General features: G+C 67.3%; 12 protein-coding genes. 3 read left to right on the top strand and 9 right to left on the bottom strand.

Features of this window, described 5'->3' with window-relative positions; translation table 11 throughout:
* Positions 1 to 15 precede the first annotated feature (15 nt).
* From LAJ50_RS12805 to LAJ50_RS12790, 4 genes are all read right to left on the bottom strand, one after another.
* On the bottom strand, positions 16 to 1263 hold the full coding sequence (locus LAJ50_RS12805) for an arsenic transporter (protein ID WP_138654494.1): 1248 nt from the start codon (positions 1261 to 1263) through the stop codon (positions 16 to 18).
* Complete coding sequence (locus LAJ50_RS12800) at positions 1260 to 2498, bottom strand: MFS transporter (RefSeq protein WP_138654492.1); 1239 nt, start codon at positions 2496 to 2498, stop codon at positions 1260 to 1262. The genes LAJ50_RS12805 and LAJ50_RS12800 overlap by 4 nt, the downstream gene beginning before the upstream one ends.
* A gap of 83 nt (positions 2499 to 2581) precedes the next feature.
* Positions 2582 to 4651, bottom strand: a complete 2070-nt coding sequence (metG, locus tag LAJ50_RS12795; protein WP_138654489.1) for a methionine--tRNA ligase — start codon at positions 4649 to 4651, stop codon at positions 2582 to 2584.
* A gap of 550 nt (positions 4652 to 5201) precedes the next feature.
* Positions 5202 to 5642, bottom strand: a complete 441-nt coding sequence (locus tag LAJ50_RS12790; protein WP_138654487.1) for a DUF2147 domain-containing protein — start codon at positions 5640 to 5642, stop codon at positions 5202 to 5204.
* 539 nt (positions 5643 to 6181) lie between these two features.
* Between LAJ50_RS12790 and LAJ50_RS12785 the strand changes: the two genes are divergently transcribed.
* Complete coding sequence (locus LAJ50_RS12785) at positions 6182 to 9202, top strand: TonB-dependent receptor (RefSeq protein WP_224096317.1); 3021 nt, start codon at positions 6182 to 6184, stop codon at positions 9200 to 9202.
* Between the two features lie 251 nt (positions 9203 to 9453).
* On the opposite strand, the gene LAJ50_RS12780 is transcribed toward LAJ50_RS12785, so the two are convergent.
* Entirely contained in the window at positions 9454 to 11052 is a 1599-nt protein-coding gene (locus LAJ50_RS12780) for a sulfotransferase (RefSeq protein WP_138654485.1), read from the bottom strand.
* Between the two features lie 68 nt (positions 11053 to 11120).
* Positions 11121 to 13895 (bottom strand): TonB-dependent receptor, encoded by a 2775-nt coding sequence (locus LAJ50_RS12775; RefSeq protein ID WP_224096316.1) that lies wholly within the window; start codon positions 13893 to 13895, stop codon positions 11121 to 11123.
* 273 nt (positions 13896 to 14168) lie between these two features.
* Here LAJ50_RS12775 and apbC point away from each other — a divergent pair, with 273 nt between their 5' ends.
* Complete coding sequence (gene apbC / locus LAJ50_RS12770) at positions 14169 to 15008, top strand: iron-sulfur cluster carrier protein ApbC (protein WP_138654481.1); 840 nt, start codon at positions 14169 to 14171, stop codon at positions 15006 to 15008.
* Between the two features lie 64 nt (positions 15009 to 15072).
* Positions 15073 to 15648 carry a dCTP deaminase gene (gene dcd, locus LAJ50_RS12765; protein WP_130518903.1) on the top strand — a complete coding sequence of 192 codons (576 nt, stop codon included), beginning with the start codon at positions 15073 to 15075 and terminating at the stop codon, positions 15646 to 15648.
* A gap of 235 nt (positions 15649 to 15883) precedes the next feature.
* Here dcd and LAJ50_RS12760 read toward each other — a convergent pair whose 3' ends face one another.
* The 3 genes from LAJ50_RS12760 to LAJ50_RS12750 form a co-directional block, all read right to left on the bottom strand.
* Positions 15884 to 16078 carry a DUF5668 domain-containing protein gene (locus tag LAJ50_RS12760; protein WP_130552945.1) on the bottom strand — a complete coding sequence of 65 codons (195 nt, stop codon included), beginning with the start codon at positions 16076 to 16078 and terminating at the stop codon, positions 15884 to 15886.
* Positions 16079 to 16195: 117 nt separating this feature from the next.
* Positions 16196 to 16612 carry an HIT family protein gene (locus LAJ50_RS12755; protein WP_138654479.1) on the bottom strand — a complete coding sequence of 139 codons (417 nt, stop codon included), beginning with the start codon at positions 16610 to 16612 and terminating at the stop codon, positions 16196 to 16198.
* On the bottom strand, positions 16609 to 17280 hold the full coding sequence (locus LAJ50_RS12750; RefSeq protein WP_130552943.1) for a dienelactone hydrolase family protein: 672 nt from the start codon (positions 17278 to 17280) through the stop codon (positions 16609 to 16611). The genes LAJ50_RS12755 and LAJ50_RS12750 overlap by 4 nt, the downstream gene beginning before the upstream one ends.
* Positions 17281 to 17397 lie beyond the last annotated feature (117 nt).

Here is a 17397-nt window from a genome sequence, read left to right as displayed (position 1 = left end):
GTCCGGTCGCCGCCTTCAGCCCAGCGCCAGCCGCAGCGCGACCGCCGCGGCCAGCGCGGGCAGGGTCACCACCAGGCCCAGGCGCAGGAACTGGAAGAAGCCGACATGCTCGCCCTCGCGACGCAGGATCGACAGCCACAGCAGCGTCGCCAGCGAACCGCTGACGGCGATGTTGGGCCCCAGGTCCACGGCGATCAGCGCGGCATCACGGACCACTTCCGGGGGCGCGGCCTGGGCCAGCGTGGCGCTGGTCAGCAGCCCCACCGGCAGGTTGTTGGCGAGGTTGCCCGCCACGGTCGTGGCGGCGGCGACCACCCAGGTGGCCGGGGCCGTGCCGGCCTGCAGCTGGTCGCGCAGCAGGCCGGCCAGGGTCGCGACCAGGCCGGTCTGTCGCAGCGCCTCGACCAGCACGAACAGCCCGGCCACCAGCGGCAGCACACCCCAGTTCACGCCTGCCAGCACCGGCCACGGTGCGCTGCGTCCGCGCAGCGAGACGGTCAGCACGGCCAGCGCCGCCATCACCGCGGTCGGCCAGCCCAGCGACCAGTCCTGCCACGAGGCCAGCATCAGCACCAGCGCGGTCGCGGCCAGGGCGTACAGCGTCAGCCGCGCGTGGGCGTTGATCGGCGTCAGCGGAACGTCCGTGGAGACCGGGCTGGCCAGCTCGCGCCGCTGGCTCCAGGCCAGCACCGCGTAGGTCAGCGCGATGGCCACCAGCGAGGGCAGCCCGAACCGCGCCAGCCACTGCGGCAGCGGCGGCATGTGTTCGCCGAACATCACCAGGTTGGCCGGGTTGGAGATCGGCAGCACGAAGCTGGCCGCATTGGCGACGAAGGCGCAGGCGAACAGCAGCGGCAGCATCGGCGCGCGCGCCTTGCGCGCCACCGCGATCACTGCCGGTGTCAGCACCACGGCGGTGGCATCGTTGGACAGGAAGGTCGTCACCACCACGCCAGTGGCGAACACCAGCGCGAACAGGCGCCGCCCCGAGCCGCGCGCATGTTGCGCGGCCAGCTGCGCGACCCAGTCGAACAGGCCTTCGCGGCGCGCCAGTTCGGACAGCAGCAGCATGCCGGCCAGGAACAGGTAGACATCCAGCCCTTCGCCGACCGCGTGGCCGACGCCTGCCCAGGGCAGGGCGCCGGACAGCGCCACGACCAGCGCCCCGGCCACGGCGTAGGCCCACTCGGGCAGGCGCCCCGGGCGCGTCACCACGCAGGCCACCGTGGCCGCGGTGGCGATCCAAACCAGCCAGTGCGTCATGCGATCGCTTCTCCTGCGGCGGTCTTCCTGCCGTGCAGGAGCCAGGGAATCAGGGAGAGCACGGCCACGCTGCCCAGCGCCAGGAAGGCCGCGCGATAGCTCCAGTGCTGCGCGATCCAGCCGCCGACGGCCGGGCTGAGCGCGGCACCCACGCCCTGCAGGGTCATCACCAGGCCCTGCGCGGCGTTGGTGCGCCCGGTGCCGCGCATCAGGCTGGCGACCGTGGCCGGCACCGCGACGCTCTGCAGGCCGGCGCCGATGCCGTCCAGCGCCTGCACCGGCAGCACGCCCCAAAGCGAGCCCAGCGTCCCGGCCGCGACCACTCCGCGCAGCGGCAGCGCGACGAAGGTCATCAGCAGCACCCACCAATGGCCATAGCGCGGCAGCAGCCGCATCGCCGCCAGCGCGGCCAGCACCATCACCAACTGCGCGATGATCACCGTGGCGGCGGTGAACACCGCCGGGTTGGCCGCATGCGTGGCCACCGCCGCCTGGCCGTACAGCGGCAGCATCGCGGCATTGCCCAGGTGGAAGAACAGCAGCGCCATGCCCAGCAACAGCAGCGGGCGCTGCCGCAGCAGATCGCGCCAGCGCACCGCCTGCGCGGACTGCGCCGTCTCGCCGTCCGGTTCGCTGCCGCGCGCGGCCTGGTGGTCGATCTGGCGCGGGTCGATCCGCCACAGGCTGGCGGTGGCCAGCAGCGCGAAGCCGCCCAGCAGCGCGAACACCGCCACCAGCCCGAACTTCCAGCCCAGATAGCCGGCCGCCGCGGCGGCCACGACGTTACCGGCATGGTTCGCCACCTGGTTGCGCGCCATCTGCCGTTCGAATCCCGCCTGTCGCACCAGGCCCAGCGTGAGGCCCGTCAGCGCCGGGCCGATCAGCGCCCCGCACAGGCCGCTGGCGACCTGCGAGGCGAGCACCACCGGGAAGGCATGCGAGGCCAGCACCAGGCAGCTGCTCGCCACCGTCAGCAGGCAGGCCAGCGCCACGACCGCACGCTTGCGTCGCGTGGCGTCCACCAACGCGCCGGCCGGCACGGTGCCGAGCAGGCCGGCCATGCCGCCGGCGGTCATCACCAGGCCGATGGCGCCGGCCTGCCAGCCCAGTGCCTGCAGCTGCACGCCCAGGAACGGGCCGAGCCCGTCCTGCACATCGGCCACGAAGAAGTTCAGTCCGGTCAGGGCGCGGCGGGATCGCGGACTGGCGTCGGGAGTCGAAGGCGCTGGGGACATGGACGCGGGGCGCGATGTGCTCGGCCGACTGTAAGCGGTCTGCGTCCGGCCGAGGTGTGAAGGGACTTGCCGCTGTGTGGCGGTCAGCGCACCGGCATGCCGGGCTGCGCGCCGGTGTCGGCGTCCAGCAGCGCCAGCGCGCCGCCGTCGAAGCCGGCCGACAGGATCATCCCCTCGCTCACGCCGAAGCGCATCTTGCGCGGCGCCAGGTTGGCGATGAACACCACGCTGCGGCCGACCAGCTTGTCCGGCTCGCCATAGCTGGCGCGGATGCCGGAGAAGATCTGCCGCGTCCCCAGTTCGCCGGCATCGAGTTCGAAGCGCAGCAGCTTGTCCGAGCCTTCGACGAATTCGCAGGCGGTCACCTTGCCGATGCGCAGGTCGAGCTTGGCGAAGTCGTCGATGCTGATGAGGCCGGGATTGGGGATTGGGGATTCGGGAGTCGTGGGCGCCTTCGTTTCGGTTTTGGCGGGCGCGGGCTTGGTCGCGGCGGGTGCGGCGGCCAGGGTGTCCTTGGAGGCGTCGGTCATGGCGTCGATGCGCTTGGGGTCGATCCGTGTGAACAGCGGGGTGTAGGGCTGGATGACGTGCGCGGTCAGCGGCTGGGCCAGTTCCTCCCAGCCCAGCACCGGCGCGGACAGGAAGGCCTCGGCCTCGGCCGCGGTGCGCGGCAGCACCGGCTTGAGGCCGGCGGCCAGCACGCGGAACAGGTTCAGCCCCTGCGTGCACACCGACTGCAGCTGGGCGTCGGCGCCTGCCTGCTTCGCGATGACCCAGGGCTTGGTCTCGTCGATGTACTTGTTGGCCTCGTCGGCCAGCGCCATCACCAGACGGATCGCCGCGGCCGGGTCGTTGCGCTCGTAGGCCTCGCGCACCGGGCCCAGCGCCTCGACGAAGCGCTGGTACTGCGCCGCGTCCGGCAGCGCGTCGGCCAGCCGGCCCTCGAAGCGCTTGTCGATGAAGCCGGCGCAGCGGCTGGCCAGGTTGACGAACTTGCCGACCAGGTCCGCGTTGACCCGCGAGACGAAGTCGCCCAGGTTGAGGTCCAGGTCGTCCACGCCACCGGAGGACTTGGCCGCGAAGTAGTAGCGCAGCGCCTCCGGCTCCAGGCCCACGTCCAGGTAGGTGCGCGCCATGATGAAGGTGCCGCGCGACTTGGACATCTTGGCGCCATCGACGGTCAGGTAGCCGTTGACGTGCAGGCGCGTGGGCGCGCGATGGCCGGTGCCGTGCAGCACCGCCGGCCAGAACAGGCCGTGGAAGTTGACGATGTCCTTGCCGATGAAGTGGTGCAGCTCGGTCTGGGTGCCGGCAGCCAGGTGCGGGGCGAAGTCTTCGCCCAGGCGTGCGCACAGGTTCTGGAAGCTGGACAGGTAGCCGATCGGCGCGTCCAGCCAGACGTAGAAGTACTTGCCCGGCCGGCCGGGAATCTGGAAGCCGAAGTAGGGCGCATCGCGCGAGATGTCCCACGCGCGCAGGCCGCCTTCGGCATCCAGCCACTCGCGCAGCTTGGCCTTGACCCCGGGCAGGGCGACATCGCCGGCCAGCCACTCGCGCAGGAAGCCGTCGAAGTGGCCGACCTCGAAGAAGAAGTGCTCCGAGTCGCGCAGCTCCGGCGTGGCGCCGGAGATCACGGACCTGGGGTCCTTCAGGTCGGTCGGCGAATAGGTGGCGCCGCAGACCTCGCAGTTGTCGCCGTACTGATCCGGACTGCCGCAGTTGGGGCAGATACCCTTGATGTAGCGGTCCGGCAGGAACATGCCCTTGGCCGGGTCATAGAACTGGGCGACGTTGCGCCGGCTGATGTGGCCGGCCTGTTCCAGTGCCGCGTAGAAGCTTTCGGTCAACGCGCGGTTGGCATCGCTGTTGGTCGAGTCGTAGTGGTCGAAGGCCACGCCGAAGGCGGCGAAGTCTCGCTCGTGGCTGGCCTGGATGTTGGCGATGAAGGCCTCGGGCGTGACCCCGGCCTTCTCGGCCGCCAGCATGATCGGCGTGCCGTGGGTGTCGTCGGCGCAGACGTAGAAGACGTTGTCGCCGCGCATGCGCCGCGCCCGCACCCAGATATCGGCCTGGATGTAGCCCACCAGGTGGCCCAGGTGCAGCGGGCCGTTGGCGTAGGGCAGGGCATTGGAGACGAGCGCGGTGCGGGTCATGGCGATGGCGGACCAGTGGGGTCGGCGATTATCGCATGGCCGTTCGGTTGGGCTTTGGACCGCGGAAGAGGGGCTGCTTTCGCTCCCGTTCCCCGATCCAGGGACCGCGGGCGGTTTTGGGGGTGGTGGCTTCGGGAGGGCAGCGTTCCGGCGGGCGGTGTCCGCTTGTCCCTCAGTCAGGGCATCCTGCCCTGATTCGGGCGCTAGGCGTCCTGCCTCGCTCGTCGCGGCCACCGCCCGCCGGAACGCTGCCGCGCGCATTGAGCGAATCGGCTCCGGGTCGAAGAAGGTCCTGAGCAACCTGTCGCGGTGTCCAGGCCAGCTCGGTGCCCAGAGCGGCGTAACAGTACCCGTGGCGACAAGCCAGTGATGGATGGCTGATGTACCCGCGAAGCCGAGGCCAGCCGGGTCAAGGCGAGGGAACGACGTTCGCTCATCGATCCCGCACGCATGTCATAGACGGATCGGTCTCCGCATGCTGGAGAGCGCCACGAAAAAAGCCCGGCTGTGAGGCCGGGCTGGTCGGGTGTTCGCGAAGACGCGACTTGCGCTACTCGCGCAGCCAGGTCTGCGCGCGGCAGATGAAGGCGATGCAGCCGGAGACGTCCAGCTTCTTGCCGCCCGGCTGGAGTTCCATCTTGGACTTGTAGGTCTTGCCATTGGCCGGGTCGAGGATGGTGCCGCCGGCCCACTCGTTGGCGCCGTCGGGCTTGAGGTCCCACAGGATGGTCATGCCCTTGATCGGCTTGTTCTTGCGCTCGCCCGAGCAGCCGTCGCAGACCGGGTTGGGACCCTTGTCCGACTTGAGGATCTCCACGACCTTGCCGGTCAGGCTGCCATTGGCCGCCTGGCTGATCTCCACGATGGATTTCACCTCGCCGGTCTTGTCGTCGATGGTCTTCCAGCGCCCGACCGCGCCATCGGCGGCCATCGCGCTGGACGCGGCGCCGGCCAGCACGGACAGGGACAACATCAGGATCGTCTTGCGCATCAGTTCCCTCCCAGGGTTGGTGTCTGCGGCCCTTATACCGTACCCGTGCGTGTGGTGCGCGCCGATGCGCCGGTTGGCGGCGAGTTCCCGATCCCGCAGATTGAGTCTGGACATGAAACCCGCTCATGCATGAGCGGAAGATCCCGGTGAGAAGGTCCGTCCGTACGCATGTTGCCTCCGATCGGACGGGGCATCACAGCGCTTGTCTTGATGTGTCCATTCGGCGTTTCGGGCGGCGGATCAGACAATTACAGAAATGAAAATTTCTATGTGAGCTGGCAAGTTACTGTTTTAAAACAATAAAAGAGAACATTTCGAAATTGTAATTTTCTGAAATCCGCCACACGTGAGTGCCGGGTTAAGCTCCGGTCAACCTTTCGTTATGCCGGGGATTGGCAAATGTGGCCGCGTATGCCGAGTCAGGCATGCCATTGCGTGGACGGATGAAAGGGACTACTCGAAGGCCGGCGCAGGTCCGGCCTGATTCGCACTAATTTGACAGAGAGAGAGCTATGGGGACTCGTGGAGTTCGTAATCGGGTGTTGCGGAACATCAAGCGCAGCGCGCTGAGTGTTGCGCTGGGGATGTGCGTGGTGGGTGGTGTGCAGGCGCAGAGCGCCGTGGGCTCGATCTTCGGCAGCAGCCAGCCGGGCAGCACCATCACCATCCAGAGCCCGCAGACGGGCCTGACCCGTTCCATCGTGGCCGGCAGCGATGGTCGCTTCACTTTCAGCCAGCTGCCCCCGGGCAACTACTCGATCGTCGCCGACGGGCAGACCCGCGAAGTGCTGGTCAAGGTCGGCAGCGGCTCGCAGGTGGTCTTCGGCGAGGCCTCGGCGAAGACGCTCGATGGCGTCACCGTCGTCGGCGCGCGTGCCCTCAATCCCATCGACGTTTCCTCCGTCGAGTCCACGTCCGTCTTCACGGCCGATCAGATCGCGGCGCTTCCTGTCGCAAGCGACGTGACCTCGGTGGCGCTGCTCTCGCCTGGCGCGGTCAGGGGCGACACCGGCTTCGGTGACGGTAATCTGGCGTCGTTCGCGGGTTCCTCGGTCGCCGAGAACGGCTACTACCTGAACGGCTTCGACATCACCAACATGCGCAACATGTTGTCGTTCGCCGATGTTCCGTTCCAGGGCGTGGGCCAGCTGCAGGTCAAGACCGGCGGCTACAGCGCCGAGTACGGCCGTTCGCTGGGCGGCATCATCAGCATCGTGACCAAGTCCGGCTCCAACGAATGGCATTTCGGCGGCAGCGCCGAGTGGGCGCCGAACTGGGGTCGTGCCTCGGCGAAGGATGTGCGCGACCGTGAGCCGGATGCCGCCGATCCGCTGTACATCTATCGCAGCGACAACGAGTCGGACAGCCTGGTGTACTCGGCCTATGCGAGCGGTCCTATCATCAAGGATCGCCTGTTCTTCTTCGCGATCGCCGAGGGTCGGGACGACAGCACCGACACGTTCGGGTCGCTGACCAGCCAGAAGACCAAGAACACGGATCCTCAGGCGTTGCTGAAGCTGGATTGGTACATCACCGATAACCAGCTGCTGGAATTCACCGGCCTCTACAACCGGACCAAGACCAAGTACCACACGTACGAGTACGACGTGACGGCGGATGGTGAGAACCGTTACAACGTAGGACGCCATGAGCTGCCGATCGATCAGTACGAGATCGAGAATGGCGGCAAGGTGGGCATCCTGAAGTACACCAACTACGTGACCGACAACTTCACGGTGTCGGCGCAGTACGGCTACCTGAGTAACACCATCAACTCGCGCTTGCCCGCCAATCCGGTGGGTGGCGAGTGCCCGTGGGCCTACAGCTTCGGGCTGACGACGAGCACGGTCGATCGCTATATCGGTTGCAACCCTGGCACGGTCTCGACGATTGCCGACCTGAACGCGGAACCCGATGAGGACATCCGCAAGGCGTACCGCATCGATGCGGAGTGGGTGCTGGGCGATCATCGCCTGCGTTTCGGCGTGGACGAGGAGAAGTACACGTCCAGCCATCGCGGCCAGACCTATGCTGGCGGCATCAACTGGGCCTACTACACCATCCCGACCACGTCGGTGGCCACGGGCGCGTACGCCGGTCGCCCGGGTCGCACGGTGAATGGTCAGCTGGTCGCCCCGGGCGAGATGTATGCGCGCTCGCGCGTCTACCAGACCAGCAGCTCCAGCTACGAAAATCTGAACAGCGCGATCTACCTGGAAGACAACTGGCAGATCACCGACAACCTGTTGCTTCAGCTGGGCGTGCGCGGAGAGAAGTTCGAGAACAAGAACGGTGACGGCATCGCCTGGGTCGAGTCCGACTACAAGATCGCGCCGCGCCTGGGCTTCACGTGGGACGTCGTGGGCGACGCCAGCTTCAAGCTGTTCGGTACGGCGGGTCGTTACTACATTCCGGTGGCCACCAACTCCAGTATTCGCGCGACGGGTGCGGAATCGACGGTCTCGAACTGGTACTACGTCGACGGCTGGAACGAAGCCGACGGCACGCCGGTCGGGCAGGGCGCGCAGATCGGTGCGACGCAGGTCAACGGCTCCCTGGAGGCGCCGAATCCCGCGTCGGTGGCATCGACCGATCTTTCGCCGATGTACCAGGACGAGTACATCTTCGGTGCCCAGGTGCAGCTCACCGAGGACTGGATGGTTGGCGCGCGGGTCACGCGTCGCGAAGTGAAGAACGGCATGGACGACACCTGCACGACCAATCCGTGGATCGATTGGGCTGCGGACAACGGCTATGACGATTTCGATCCCAGCTCGGTGCCCTCGTGCTACTTCATCAATCCGGGCAACGATGTCACGATCAACGTGGACCTGAACGGCGATGGCGAGGTTGAGCTGGCCACGTTGCCGGCGTCCTATCTCGGCCTGCCCAAGTACAAGCGCACCTACACCGGCCTGGACATCTTCTGGGAGCGCACGGGCGAGAAATTCAACCTGCAGGGCTCGTACACCTACGCCAAGAGCCGCGGCAACATCGAGGGCTACGTCAACTCGACCCTGGAGCAGGGCGATCCCGGCCTGACGCAGGACTTCGACCACCGCCTGTTCATGGACGGCAGCTATGGTCCGTTGCCGAACGATCGCAAGCACACCTTGAAGCTGTTCGGTGTCTATTCGATCAGCCCGGAATGGCAGCTGGGCGGAAACCTGGTGGTGCAGTCCGGTCGTCCTGTGAACTGTCAGGGCTACATCCCGCTGGATGACATTCCGCAGCCCGATCAGGGCACGCTCACGCCTTACAGTGGATCGAGCTTCTACTGCCTGAACGACGCCGGCGAGCGCCAGCTCGGTAATCGCGGCGACCAGGGGCGCACGCCCTGGTTGTGGACGTTCGACCTCTCGGCCGCGTACGTCCCCACGTGGGCCGACAACAAGCTGAAGTTCAAGCTCGATGTCTTCAACCTGTTCAATAACGACAAGGTCACTGAGTACAACGAGTTCAAGGAAGCTTCGCGTGATGTCATCAGCGCCAACTACCTGAACGACCAGAACTATCAGACACCGCGTTCGCTCCGCTTCACGGTCCGCTACGACTACTGATCAGTTCCATCGAGTGCGTGTAACACGGGGGCCGATCCGGAAGGATCGGCCCCTTTTGCGTTGCGTGCACCGTGTCCTTGAAGGGCGGACGCCGCGCCCTGCGCTGCGGCGTGCGTCAGCGCGCCTTGGGGCAGGAGCGATCTGGACCTGCATCGCGGACCCGAAGGCCGCTGGTGCCCTCAGTGCCGCGTCGGTGAGGTCATCGTTGTTCCCGTTCGCGCGAGCGTGATCGTTGCTTCCCCGCGGCGCGTTCAGCCGCGTTCGACGCGTGGATCCGCGCTGTCCACCAGGCCGGCCTGCGCCAGAAGCTGGCGCAGGGGTTCCACACTTTCGCCGTAGCGCTTCCAGCGTCCCAGCGAACTGCGATAGATCGGTGAGCGGACCTGCACCGCGCTGGCGGTGGCCACGGGCGCGGCGTTGCGCTCGAAGGACAGGCAGGCGTCCTCCCAGTCGAGGCCACAGAATGCGAGCAGCTTGCGTGTGCTGGCGGCCTGGTGCTCGACGATGTCCTCGTAGTCGATTTCCAGGATGCGATCCGGCAGCAGGCGGTTCCAGTGCGCCATGAGCCGGTCGAAGCCGATGTAGTAGCGGCCCACATCGAGCAGATCGAACGAGTAGTTGTATTGCGGCGTCGGGGCGAACAGCTGACGGAAGTTGGCGATGCAGGTGTCCATCGGATCGCGTCGCAGGCAGATGATCCTGGCCTCCGGCAAGGCCTGGGCGATCCAGCCCAGGTAGAGAAAATTCTGCGGAAGCTTGTCGACGAAGCAGGCCTTGCTTCCCGCGGCGGAGTGCGCCAGCTGCAGGTAATCGCGCCCGAGGGCGCGCCAGTCGATGCGGTGCGCCGCGGCGAGGGTCGCCGGGTCCAGGATCCAGGGCGAGGAAACCCCCGCCGCCTTCTTGAACGCCACCGGGAAATGCTGGAGTTCGCCGGCCGAATGGACCTGCGAGTGGGAGGACAGGATGCGCTCGACCAGGGTCGTGCCGCTCCTGGGCATCCCGACGATGAAGATGGGCGTCGGTGGCGCGCCGCGGTAGCCGGCGCCGGCCGAAGTCAGGACCTGGCTCGCCTGTTCGATGGCTTCGAACATGGACGCATCGCTCGGCCCGGACCGATTCAGCTGCGGTCGCCAGGCCGCCTTGCCTGCGATCAGGTGGGACATCGCGCGCTGCGGCTCGCCCAGGTCGTCGAACTCCTTCTCCAGCGCCAGATTCAGGTGAAGCTGCGCCGACGGATCGGGATGGCGCTCGAGCAGGGCCTGGAGCCGTTCGACATGATTGCGCTCCGGGGTCTGCCGGGAAAGCTGGGCCAGGGTCAGATGCGCGCGCCAGTACGTCGGCTGCAGGCGGATGCAGGCTTCGCATGCCGCGATGGCACCGGCGATGTCGCCGGTCGCCGTCAGCGCGGTGGCCAGGTTGAAGCGCAGGCTGGGCTCGTCCGGGGCTTGCTCGACCGCGGCCTCGAACGCGCCTGCGGCGCGCGCATGCTCGGCGCAGCGGGTGAAGACCACCGCCAGCGTGTTGAGCGTCACCGGGTCGGACGGTTGCAGCGCCATGGCGCGCTCGGCCTGCGCCAGCGCGTCGTCGGGTTGCTGGCATTCCAGCAGGAGCCGCGCGAACTGGGCCGCGTAGTCCGGCCGCTCCGGGTTGAGCCGGCTCGCCATCAGCAGATGACGGAACGCGTCCTTCCAGGCGGCCTGCTCCAGTGCGGCCACGCCGATGACGAAGTGCAGGCCGGCATGTTCCGGCCAGTGTCGCAGCAGGGGCTCGGCAAGCTGCCTGGCCTGTGCCCAGGCTCGCCTGTTCAGGGCCTCTACCGCCGACGCGTATTGATGTCGGATCTTCTCCATCGCCTCTCCTGCAGCGAAAAAGGAAGCCCCCTTGCGGGGGCCTCCAGACAGCATGCCTTGGACGCGGCTTACTTGCCGAAATCGTAGCGCAGCTGTGCATACACCGCGCGGCCGTACACGCTGTACAGATAGTTGTTGTACGGCGTGGTGGACGTGCCCGGGTAGTTGTAGGCCTGCCCATCGGGCAGCTTGTTGCCGATGTTGTTGACCTGCAGCGACAGGCGCAGATTGTCCTCCACCTGGTAGTCCACGCCCAGGTTGAACGTGGTGTAGGTGCCCCACTTGCCCGCCTTGGCCCCGGCCGAGTTGGTGTAGTCCATGCTGCCCGAGGAGTAGGCCAGGTAGTTGGGCGTCGCGCCCAGCATGTTGGCGTACAGCGTCGTGGTCCACTTGGAGATCGCCCAGCCCACGGACGCGTCGGCCTTCCACTTCGGGCCCGCGTCGTAGGTCCAGTTGGCGGTCGGGTCGCTGATCAGGTCGAGGTAGGGCTGGGTCTGGTCGGACTGCAGCTCGTGCTTGCGCTTGTTGGTGTAGTTGGCGGCGAACATCAGCTCGCCGAAACGGCCGATGTCCTGCAGGTACCTGCTGTTGACGGTGAACAGCTCCAGCTTCTGCCGCGACACGTTGATGCGCGGCGTGTAGACCTCCTGCAGCGTGCCGTCCTGGCCGCGCGTCACCCAGGCATAGGCCTGGTCGCAGGACACGATTCCGGCACCGGCCTGGTTGTTGCGGCAGTAGTACTCCTGCAGGAGGATCTGGTCGCTGTCCAGCTGTGCGACTTCGTTCTTGATGTCCCAGCTGTAGTAGTCCACGCCCAGCGAGAAGCGCGCGGTCGGTGCCCACACCGCGCCGACGCTCCAGGTGTCGGCGGTGATCGGCTCCAGGTCCCTGTTGCCCTCCTTGGTCCCGAAGTACTGGGCATTGGAGTAGCGCGAGGAGCAACCCTCGGTGTCATCCGGCGTGTAGCCTTCCAGCCCGCAGTTGTAGTAGTCCGTCGCGAAGGCGTACGAACCGCTCAGCCCCTGGAACTGGTCGGGCAGGGTCGGCGACTTGAACGCGGTGCCGTACTTGCCGCGGACCAGCAGGCTTTCGACCGGGCGGAACTCCAGGCTGCCGCTCCAGGTGGCCTTGTCGATCTTCTTGCCGTACGCGTCGTAGGCGTCGTAGCGACCGGACAGCGAGGCGGTCAGCATGTCCACGATCGGCAGGCGCAGCTCGGCCATGGCCGCGTACTTGGTGCGGTGACCCGCGCCGGCCACGTCGGTCAGGCCCCAGACCGCGCCGTCCATGATGCCCGGGATCGGCTCGTAGTCCCAGCCTTCGTTGCCGGCTTCCACCGCGACGGCCAGGCCGGCCGAACCGCCCGGCAACGCGAACAGGTCGGTATTGGTCAACTGGGCGCGGAAGGTGTCGTCCCAGGTCTTGGCGCGCGCGGTGCCGTAGCCGGTGAAGCTGGCAAAGTCCTGCGACGGCATGACGGTATAGAACGCCGCATAGTCCGGACGGAAGATCGGATAGGCGCCGAAGTAGGGATCCACGCCGAGCTGCGGACCCAGGATCTTGTCCTCGAAGTAGGCGTTGATCTTGTCGGCCCAGCGCACGAAGGTGCGCGAGTCCAGCCGGGTCTCGTTGCGGGTGAAGCCCACATCGTAGTCCCAGGCCTCGCCGAAGGAGCCGTTGCCACCCAGCGTGATGGTGTAGCTCTTGGTGGTGTCCTTGTTCATGATGTTCTTGTAGCTGCCGCCGACATCCTCCGGCGAGAACGCGCGCTGCAGGTTCAGCAGGCTGTCGTAGTCCGGGTCGTAGTAGTACCCGTACTTCACGCCCGTGCCCCACCAGGTGTAGTTGCTGCCGGAGGCGTACTCGGCCGCGTCATGGCTGTAGAGCACTTCGCCATAGAGATCGAAGTGGTCGTTGACGTTGAACGTGGTGCGGTTGTAGAGCTGCAGCGAGTCCTTGCCGTTCTTGATGGTGCGATAGCCCGGGGCGTAGTTGGAGCCGCAGTAGCTGCCGTAGCCCGCGCGCGTCTGGAAGCCTTCGGTGCCCGCGAACTGCGAGGCGACGGCCGAGCAGTCCACGCCGTCGGGGAACAGATAGCCGTTGCTGCCGAAGCCGTTCTGGCTGATCTGGCGGTAGCCGTAGACCAGGTAGTCGCGCGAGGCCGGCGAGGCGCTGTAGCCCTTGGTGTTGGTCGAGTCGGTGAGATCGCGCTGGTATCCCCAGATCGGATCGGAGGTCTCGTACTGGAGCGATGTCACCGAATGCAGCCGGCCATCGAACGCGTTGAAGCCGTTGGTCAGGCTGAAGCGGACCGAGTTGCCGCCGCCTTCGGTATAGGTGCCACCGCGCACGTTCAGCGTGGTGCCTTCGTAGTCCTTCTTGAGGATGAAGTTGATTACGCCGGCCAGGGCGTCCGAGCCGTAAAGCGAGGAGGCGCCGCCCGGCAGGATCTCCACGCGCTCGATCGCGTCGATCGGGATGCCGCTGACGCTGTTGAAGGCATCGGTGCCGTTGTACAGGGCCGGGTAGTTGCCCATCGGCCGGCCGTTGATCAGGAACTTGGTGTAGGACGGCTTGAGGCCGAACATGCTCACCGTTTCGGCGCCCTGGGTGAAGCTGCCCGAGGTCTCGCCGCCCTGCACGCCGCCGCTGGCGAAGCTGCTCGAACGCAGGATGTCGACCACGCTGTTGAAGCCGCGCGCGTGGATGTCCTCGGCACTGATGGTGATGACCTGCGTGGCGGTCTCGATCTGTGACTGCGGGATCAATGAGCCCGTGACAGTCACCTTGTCCAGATTGGTGGCGCTCTGGCCGTCCTGTGCGAACGCAACGGCGGTTGGCATCAGCAAAGCGGAGAAGACGGCGGCAGTCAGGCGACTGCGCGAGAGTGGCTTGCAAGTCATGGTGAGAATTCCCCAGTAAGTCAGGTGTTGGTCGCGACGTTCCTTGTCGTGCATGCGCAAGATGGTCCTTTCAACGGGAACTTAACCTTGCAGGCGCGGGGAGGGGGATGACGAAACCATCAGGTTTCGCGGATTTGGCCGGGTATCGAGACGATATTTCGCCATCGGCGTCCTGGCTTTCGACCGCGTCACGCTCTCGGCGACAATGACGGCATGACCATTCCCGCACATCGGCCCCAGGGCGGCCTGCAGCCCCATCCCCGCGTCCGCAACGTCATCGCCGTGGCATCCGGCAAGGGCGGGGTGGGCAAGTCGACCACGGCGGTGAACCTGGCGCTGGCCCTCGCGGCGGGCGGGGCGAAGGTGGGCGTGCTGGACGCGGACATCTATGGGCCGAGCGTGCCGGCGATGCTGGGCCTGTCGGGGCGGCCGGAGAGCCCGGACAACAAGTCGATCGAGCCGATGCGCGCGTTCGGGCTGGAGGCGATGTCCATCGGCCTGCTGATCGATGCCGACACGCCGATGGTCTGGCGCGGGCCGATGGCCACCGGGGCGCTGACCCAGCTGTTCAACGACACGCTGTGGGGCGACCTGGATTACCTGCTGGTCGACCTGCCGCCGGGCACGGGCGACATCCAGCTCACGCTGTCGCAGAAGATCCCGGTCGCCGGCGCGGTGATCGTGACCACGCCGCAGGACATCGCCACGCTCGATGCGCGCAAGGCCTTGAAGATGTTCGAGAAGGTCGAGATCGCCGTGCTCGGGATCGTGGAGAACATGGCCCAGCACGTGTGCAGCCAGTGCGGCCATGTCGAGCACCTGTTCGGCCAGGGCGGCGGCGCGGCGATGGCGGCGCATTACGACGTGCCGCTGCTGGGCTCGCTGCCGCTGGACGTGCGCATCCGCGAGCAGGGCGACGCCGGCACGCCGGTGGTGGCGGCGGCGCCGGATTCGCCGGTGGCCCAGGCCTACCGTCAGGTGGCCGAGGCGCTGGTGGCGGCCCTGGACCAGCGTCCGCGCGCCAGCATGTCCATCGCCTCCTCGCTGGTCTGAAAGCGTCCTGCCGCTGGCCTACAATGCGGCCTCCCGCACGCCGCCTTCCAGGAACACGCCCCGCATGAGCATCAAGTCCGACCGCTGGATCAAGCGCATGGCCGAGCAGCACGGCATGATCGAGCCGTTCGAGCCGGGCCAGGTCAAGCAGGATGCCGGCGGCCATCGCATCGTCAGCTACGGCACCTCCAGCTATGGCTACGACGTGCGCTGTTCGCGCGAGTTCAAGGTGTTCACCAACATCAACTCGACCATCGTCGACCCGAAGCACTTCGACAGCGGCAGCTTCGTGGACATCGAATCGGACGTGTGCATCATCCCGCCCAACAGCTTCGCGCTGGCGCGCACGGTCGAGTACTTCCGCATCCCGCGCGACACGCTGGTGGTGTGCCTGGGCAAGAGCACGTATGCGCGCTGCGGCATCATCGTCAACGTGACCCCGCTGGAGCCGGAGTGGGAAGGCCACGTGACGCTGGAGTTCTCCAACACCACGCCGCTGCCGGCGCGCATCTACGCCAATGAGGGCGTGGCGCAGATGCTGTTCTTCCAGGCCGATGCGGACGATGTGTGCGAGACCTCGTATCGCGACCGCGGCGGCAAGTACCAGGGGCAGACCGGTGTGACCCTGCCGCGCACCTGAGGCCGGTGGGCCGGCATTGTCCGGCCGTCATCAGGGCACGACGAGAAGCCGCACCCGGGTGCGGCTTTTTTTGGATCTTCTCGCCGCCAAGGGGGGGCTGCGCCCACGCTCCGGCTTCGGCAGGGGAGCGGTCCGGTGGGCGGCGTCCGCTTTTCCCTCGATCAGGGCGTCCTGCCCTGGCGCTGGCCGTCGGACTGCCTCGCGCGTCACGCCCAGGCGCTCCGGCGAAGTGGCGTCAGGAAGCGTCGCGGCAGCGCGCCTGCTGGCCGCTGGCGCGGCGCAGCAGCAGGTTGATGCCGCCCAGGATCAGCAGCAGCGGCCACCAGGTGGCGATGAGCTGGCCGACGTCGAAGTGTGAGAAGCCCAGGTTGTCCAGCAGGAACAGCGTGCCCAGCACGATCAGGACCAGGGCGGGGATCAGGTGGCGCATGGCAGGCATCCATTCGGTGGGTGAGGCCATCGTGCGCCCGTGGCCGCGCCGGATCAGGTGCCACAAGTCAACTTCCGCAGTGCCGGAAGGCATGCGGTGCACGCGTGGCACGGGCCATCAGCCCAGCAGCGTGCGCCAGTATGCGATGCGGGCCTGCAGGGCGTCGGGTGCATGGCGCTGCGCCGGGCCGCTGCCCCAGACCGGGCCGGGCCAGGCGGCATCGCCTTCGTGGCGGCCGACCAGGTGCACGTGCAGCTGGCGCACGATGTTGCCCAGTGCGCCGATGTTGAGCTTGGTCACGCCCGGTTCGGCGCGCACGCGGGCGCCGACGCGGTTGACCTCGGCCAGCAGCAGGCGCTGCTGGCCGCCGTCCAGCTCGATCCACTCGCCGGCCTGCGGGACGCGCGGCACCAGCAGCAGCCAGGCAAAGCGCGTGTCGTCCATGAGCCGCACCTGCGAGAGCGGGCCGTCGGCGATGAAGGCGCTGTCGGCCTCCAGGCGCGGATCGAGCTGGAAGTCCGGTGCCGCGCTCAACCGATGTTTTCCTGCAGGAAGGCTACGGCGCGGCCGAAGGCCAGCTTGGCGCTGGCCTCATCGTAGACCGCCGGGCTGGCCTCGCGGTTGAAGCCGTGGTCGGCCGGGTAGGTGAACACGTCCATGTCCGGCCAGGCCTGGCGCTGGGCTTCGACGGCGTCGGCGGTGATGTGCTTGTCGCGCTCGCCGAAGTGGAACTGCACCGGCGCCTTGAGCGGCTGGTCCAGGAACTGCGCGTTGCGCCCGCCGTAGTAGCTCACGCTCGGCAGGCCGAGGCGCTGGGCGGAGAGCAGGGCGACGGTGCCGCCCCAGCAGTAGCCGACCGTGGCGACCTTCTCGTGGGCGGCGGCGGTCCGCGCGGCCTGGGCGGCGATCTCCACCACGTCCACGGCCGCATCCAGGCCGATGGCGCCGACCAGCTCCAGGCCGCGCTTGGCGCCCTCCGGGCCGTAGGGCAGCTCCAGGCCGGGCTCGACCAGGTCGAAGAACGCCGGCGCGATCGCCAGGTAGCCCTGCGCGGCGTACTGCTCGGCCACGCCGCGGATGTGCTCGTTCACGCCGAAGATTTCCTGGATCACGATCACGCTGCCGCGCGCGCTGCCGGTGGGCTCGGCCTGCCAGGCCGCGACCGGCCCCTTGGAGGTGGAAAGCGTGATCCATTGGCCCATGGCGGGAACTCCTGTCTTGCGATGTGGGGCGTCCAGTCTAGGCGCTGGCGCGTTCAGGACTCGCAAGCCGGCCGGTCCGCACCGTTGCCCGGTTGGGGTTACGACGGCCCGGCGGTT

It is taken from the genome of Pseudoxanthomonas sp. X-1, from assembly GCF_020042665.1.
GTDB classification, from domain to species: domain Bacteria; phylum Pseudomonadota; class Gammaproteobacteria; order Xanthomonadales; family Xanthomonadaceae; genus Pseudoxanthomonas_A; species Pseudoxanthomonas_A spadix_A.
This window is presented reverse-complemented; position numbering and strand designations above follow the sequence as displayed.

Excerpts from the sequence above, each read along its gene's own strand:
- LAJ50_RS12800 (WP_138654492.1), bottom strand. The coding sequence starts at position 2,498 with ATGTCCCCAGCGCCTTCGACTCCCGACGCCAGTCCGCGATCCCGCCGC.
- LAJ50_RS12780 (WP_138654485.1), bottom strand. The coding sequence starts at position 11,052 with ATGGAGAAGATCCGACATCAATACGCGTCGGCGGTAGAGGCCCTGAAC.
- metG (WP_138654489.1), bottom strand. The coding sequence starts at position 4,651 with ATGACCCGCACCGCGCTCGTCTCCAATGCCCTGCCCTACGCCAACGGC.
- LAJ50_RS12790 (WP_138654487.1), bottom strand. The coding sequence starts at position 5,642 with ATGCGCAAGACGATCCTGATGTTGTCCCTGTCCGTGCTGGCCGGCGCC.
- dcd (WP_130518903.1), top strand. The coding sequence starts at position 15,073 with ATGAGCATCAAGTCCGACCGCTGGATCAAGCGCATGGCCGAGCAGCAC.
- LAJ50_RS12760 (WP_130552945.1), bottom strand. The coding sequence starts at position 16,078 with ATGCGCCACCTGATCCCCGCCCTGGTCCTGATCGTGCTGGGCACGCTG.
- LAJ50_RS12805 (WP_138654494.1), bottom strand. The coding sequence starts at position 1,263 with ATGACGCACTGGCTGGTTTGGATCGCCACCGCGGCCACGGTGGCCTGC.
- LAJ50_RS12750 (WP_130552943.1), bottom strand. The coding sequence starts at position 17,280 with ATGGGCCAATGGATCACGCTTTCCACCTCCAAGGGGCCGGTCGCGGCC.
- LAJ50_RS12775 (WP_224096316.1), bottom strand. The coding sequence starts at position 13,895 with ATGCCAACCGCCGTTGCGTTCGCACAGGACGGCCAGAGCGCCACCAAT.
- apbC (WP_138654481.1), top strand. The coding sequence starts at position 14,169 with ATGACCATTCCCGCACATCGGCCCCAGGGCGGCCTGCAGCCCCATCCC.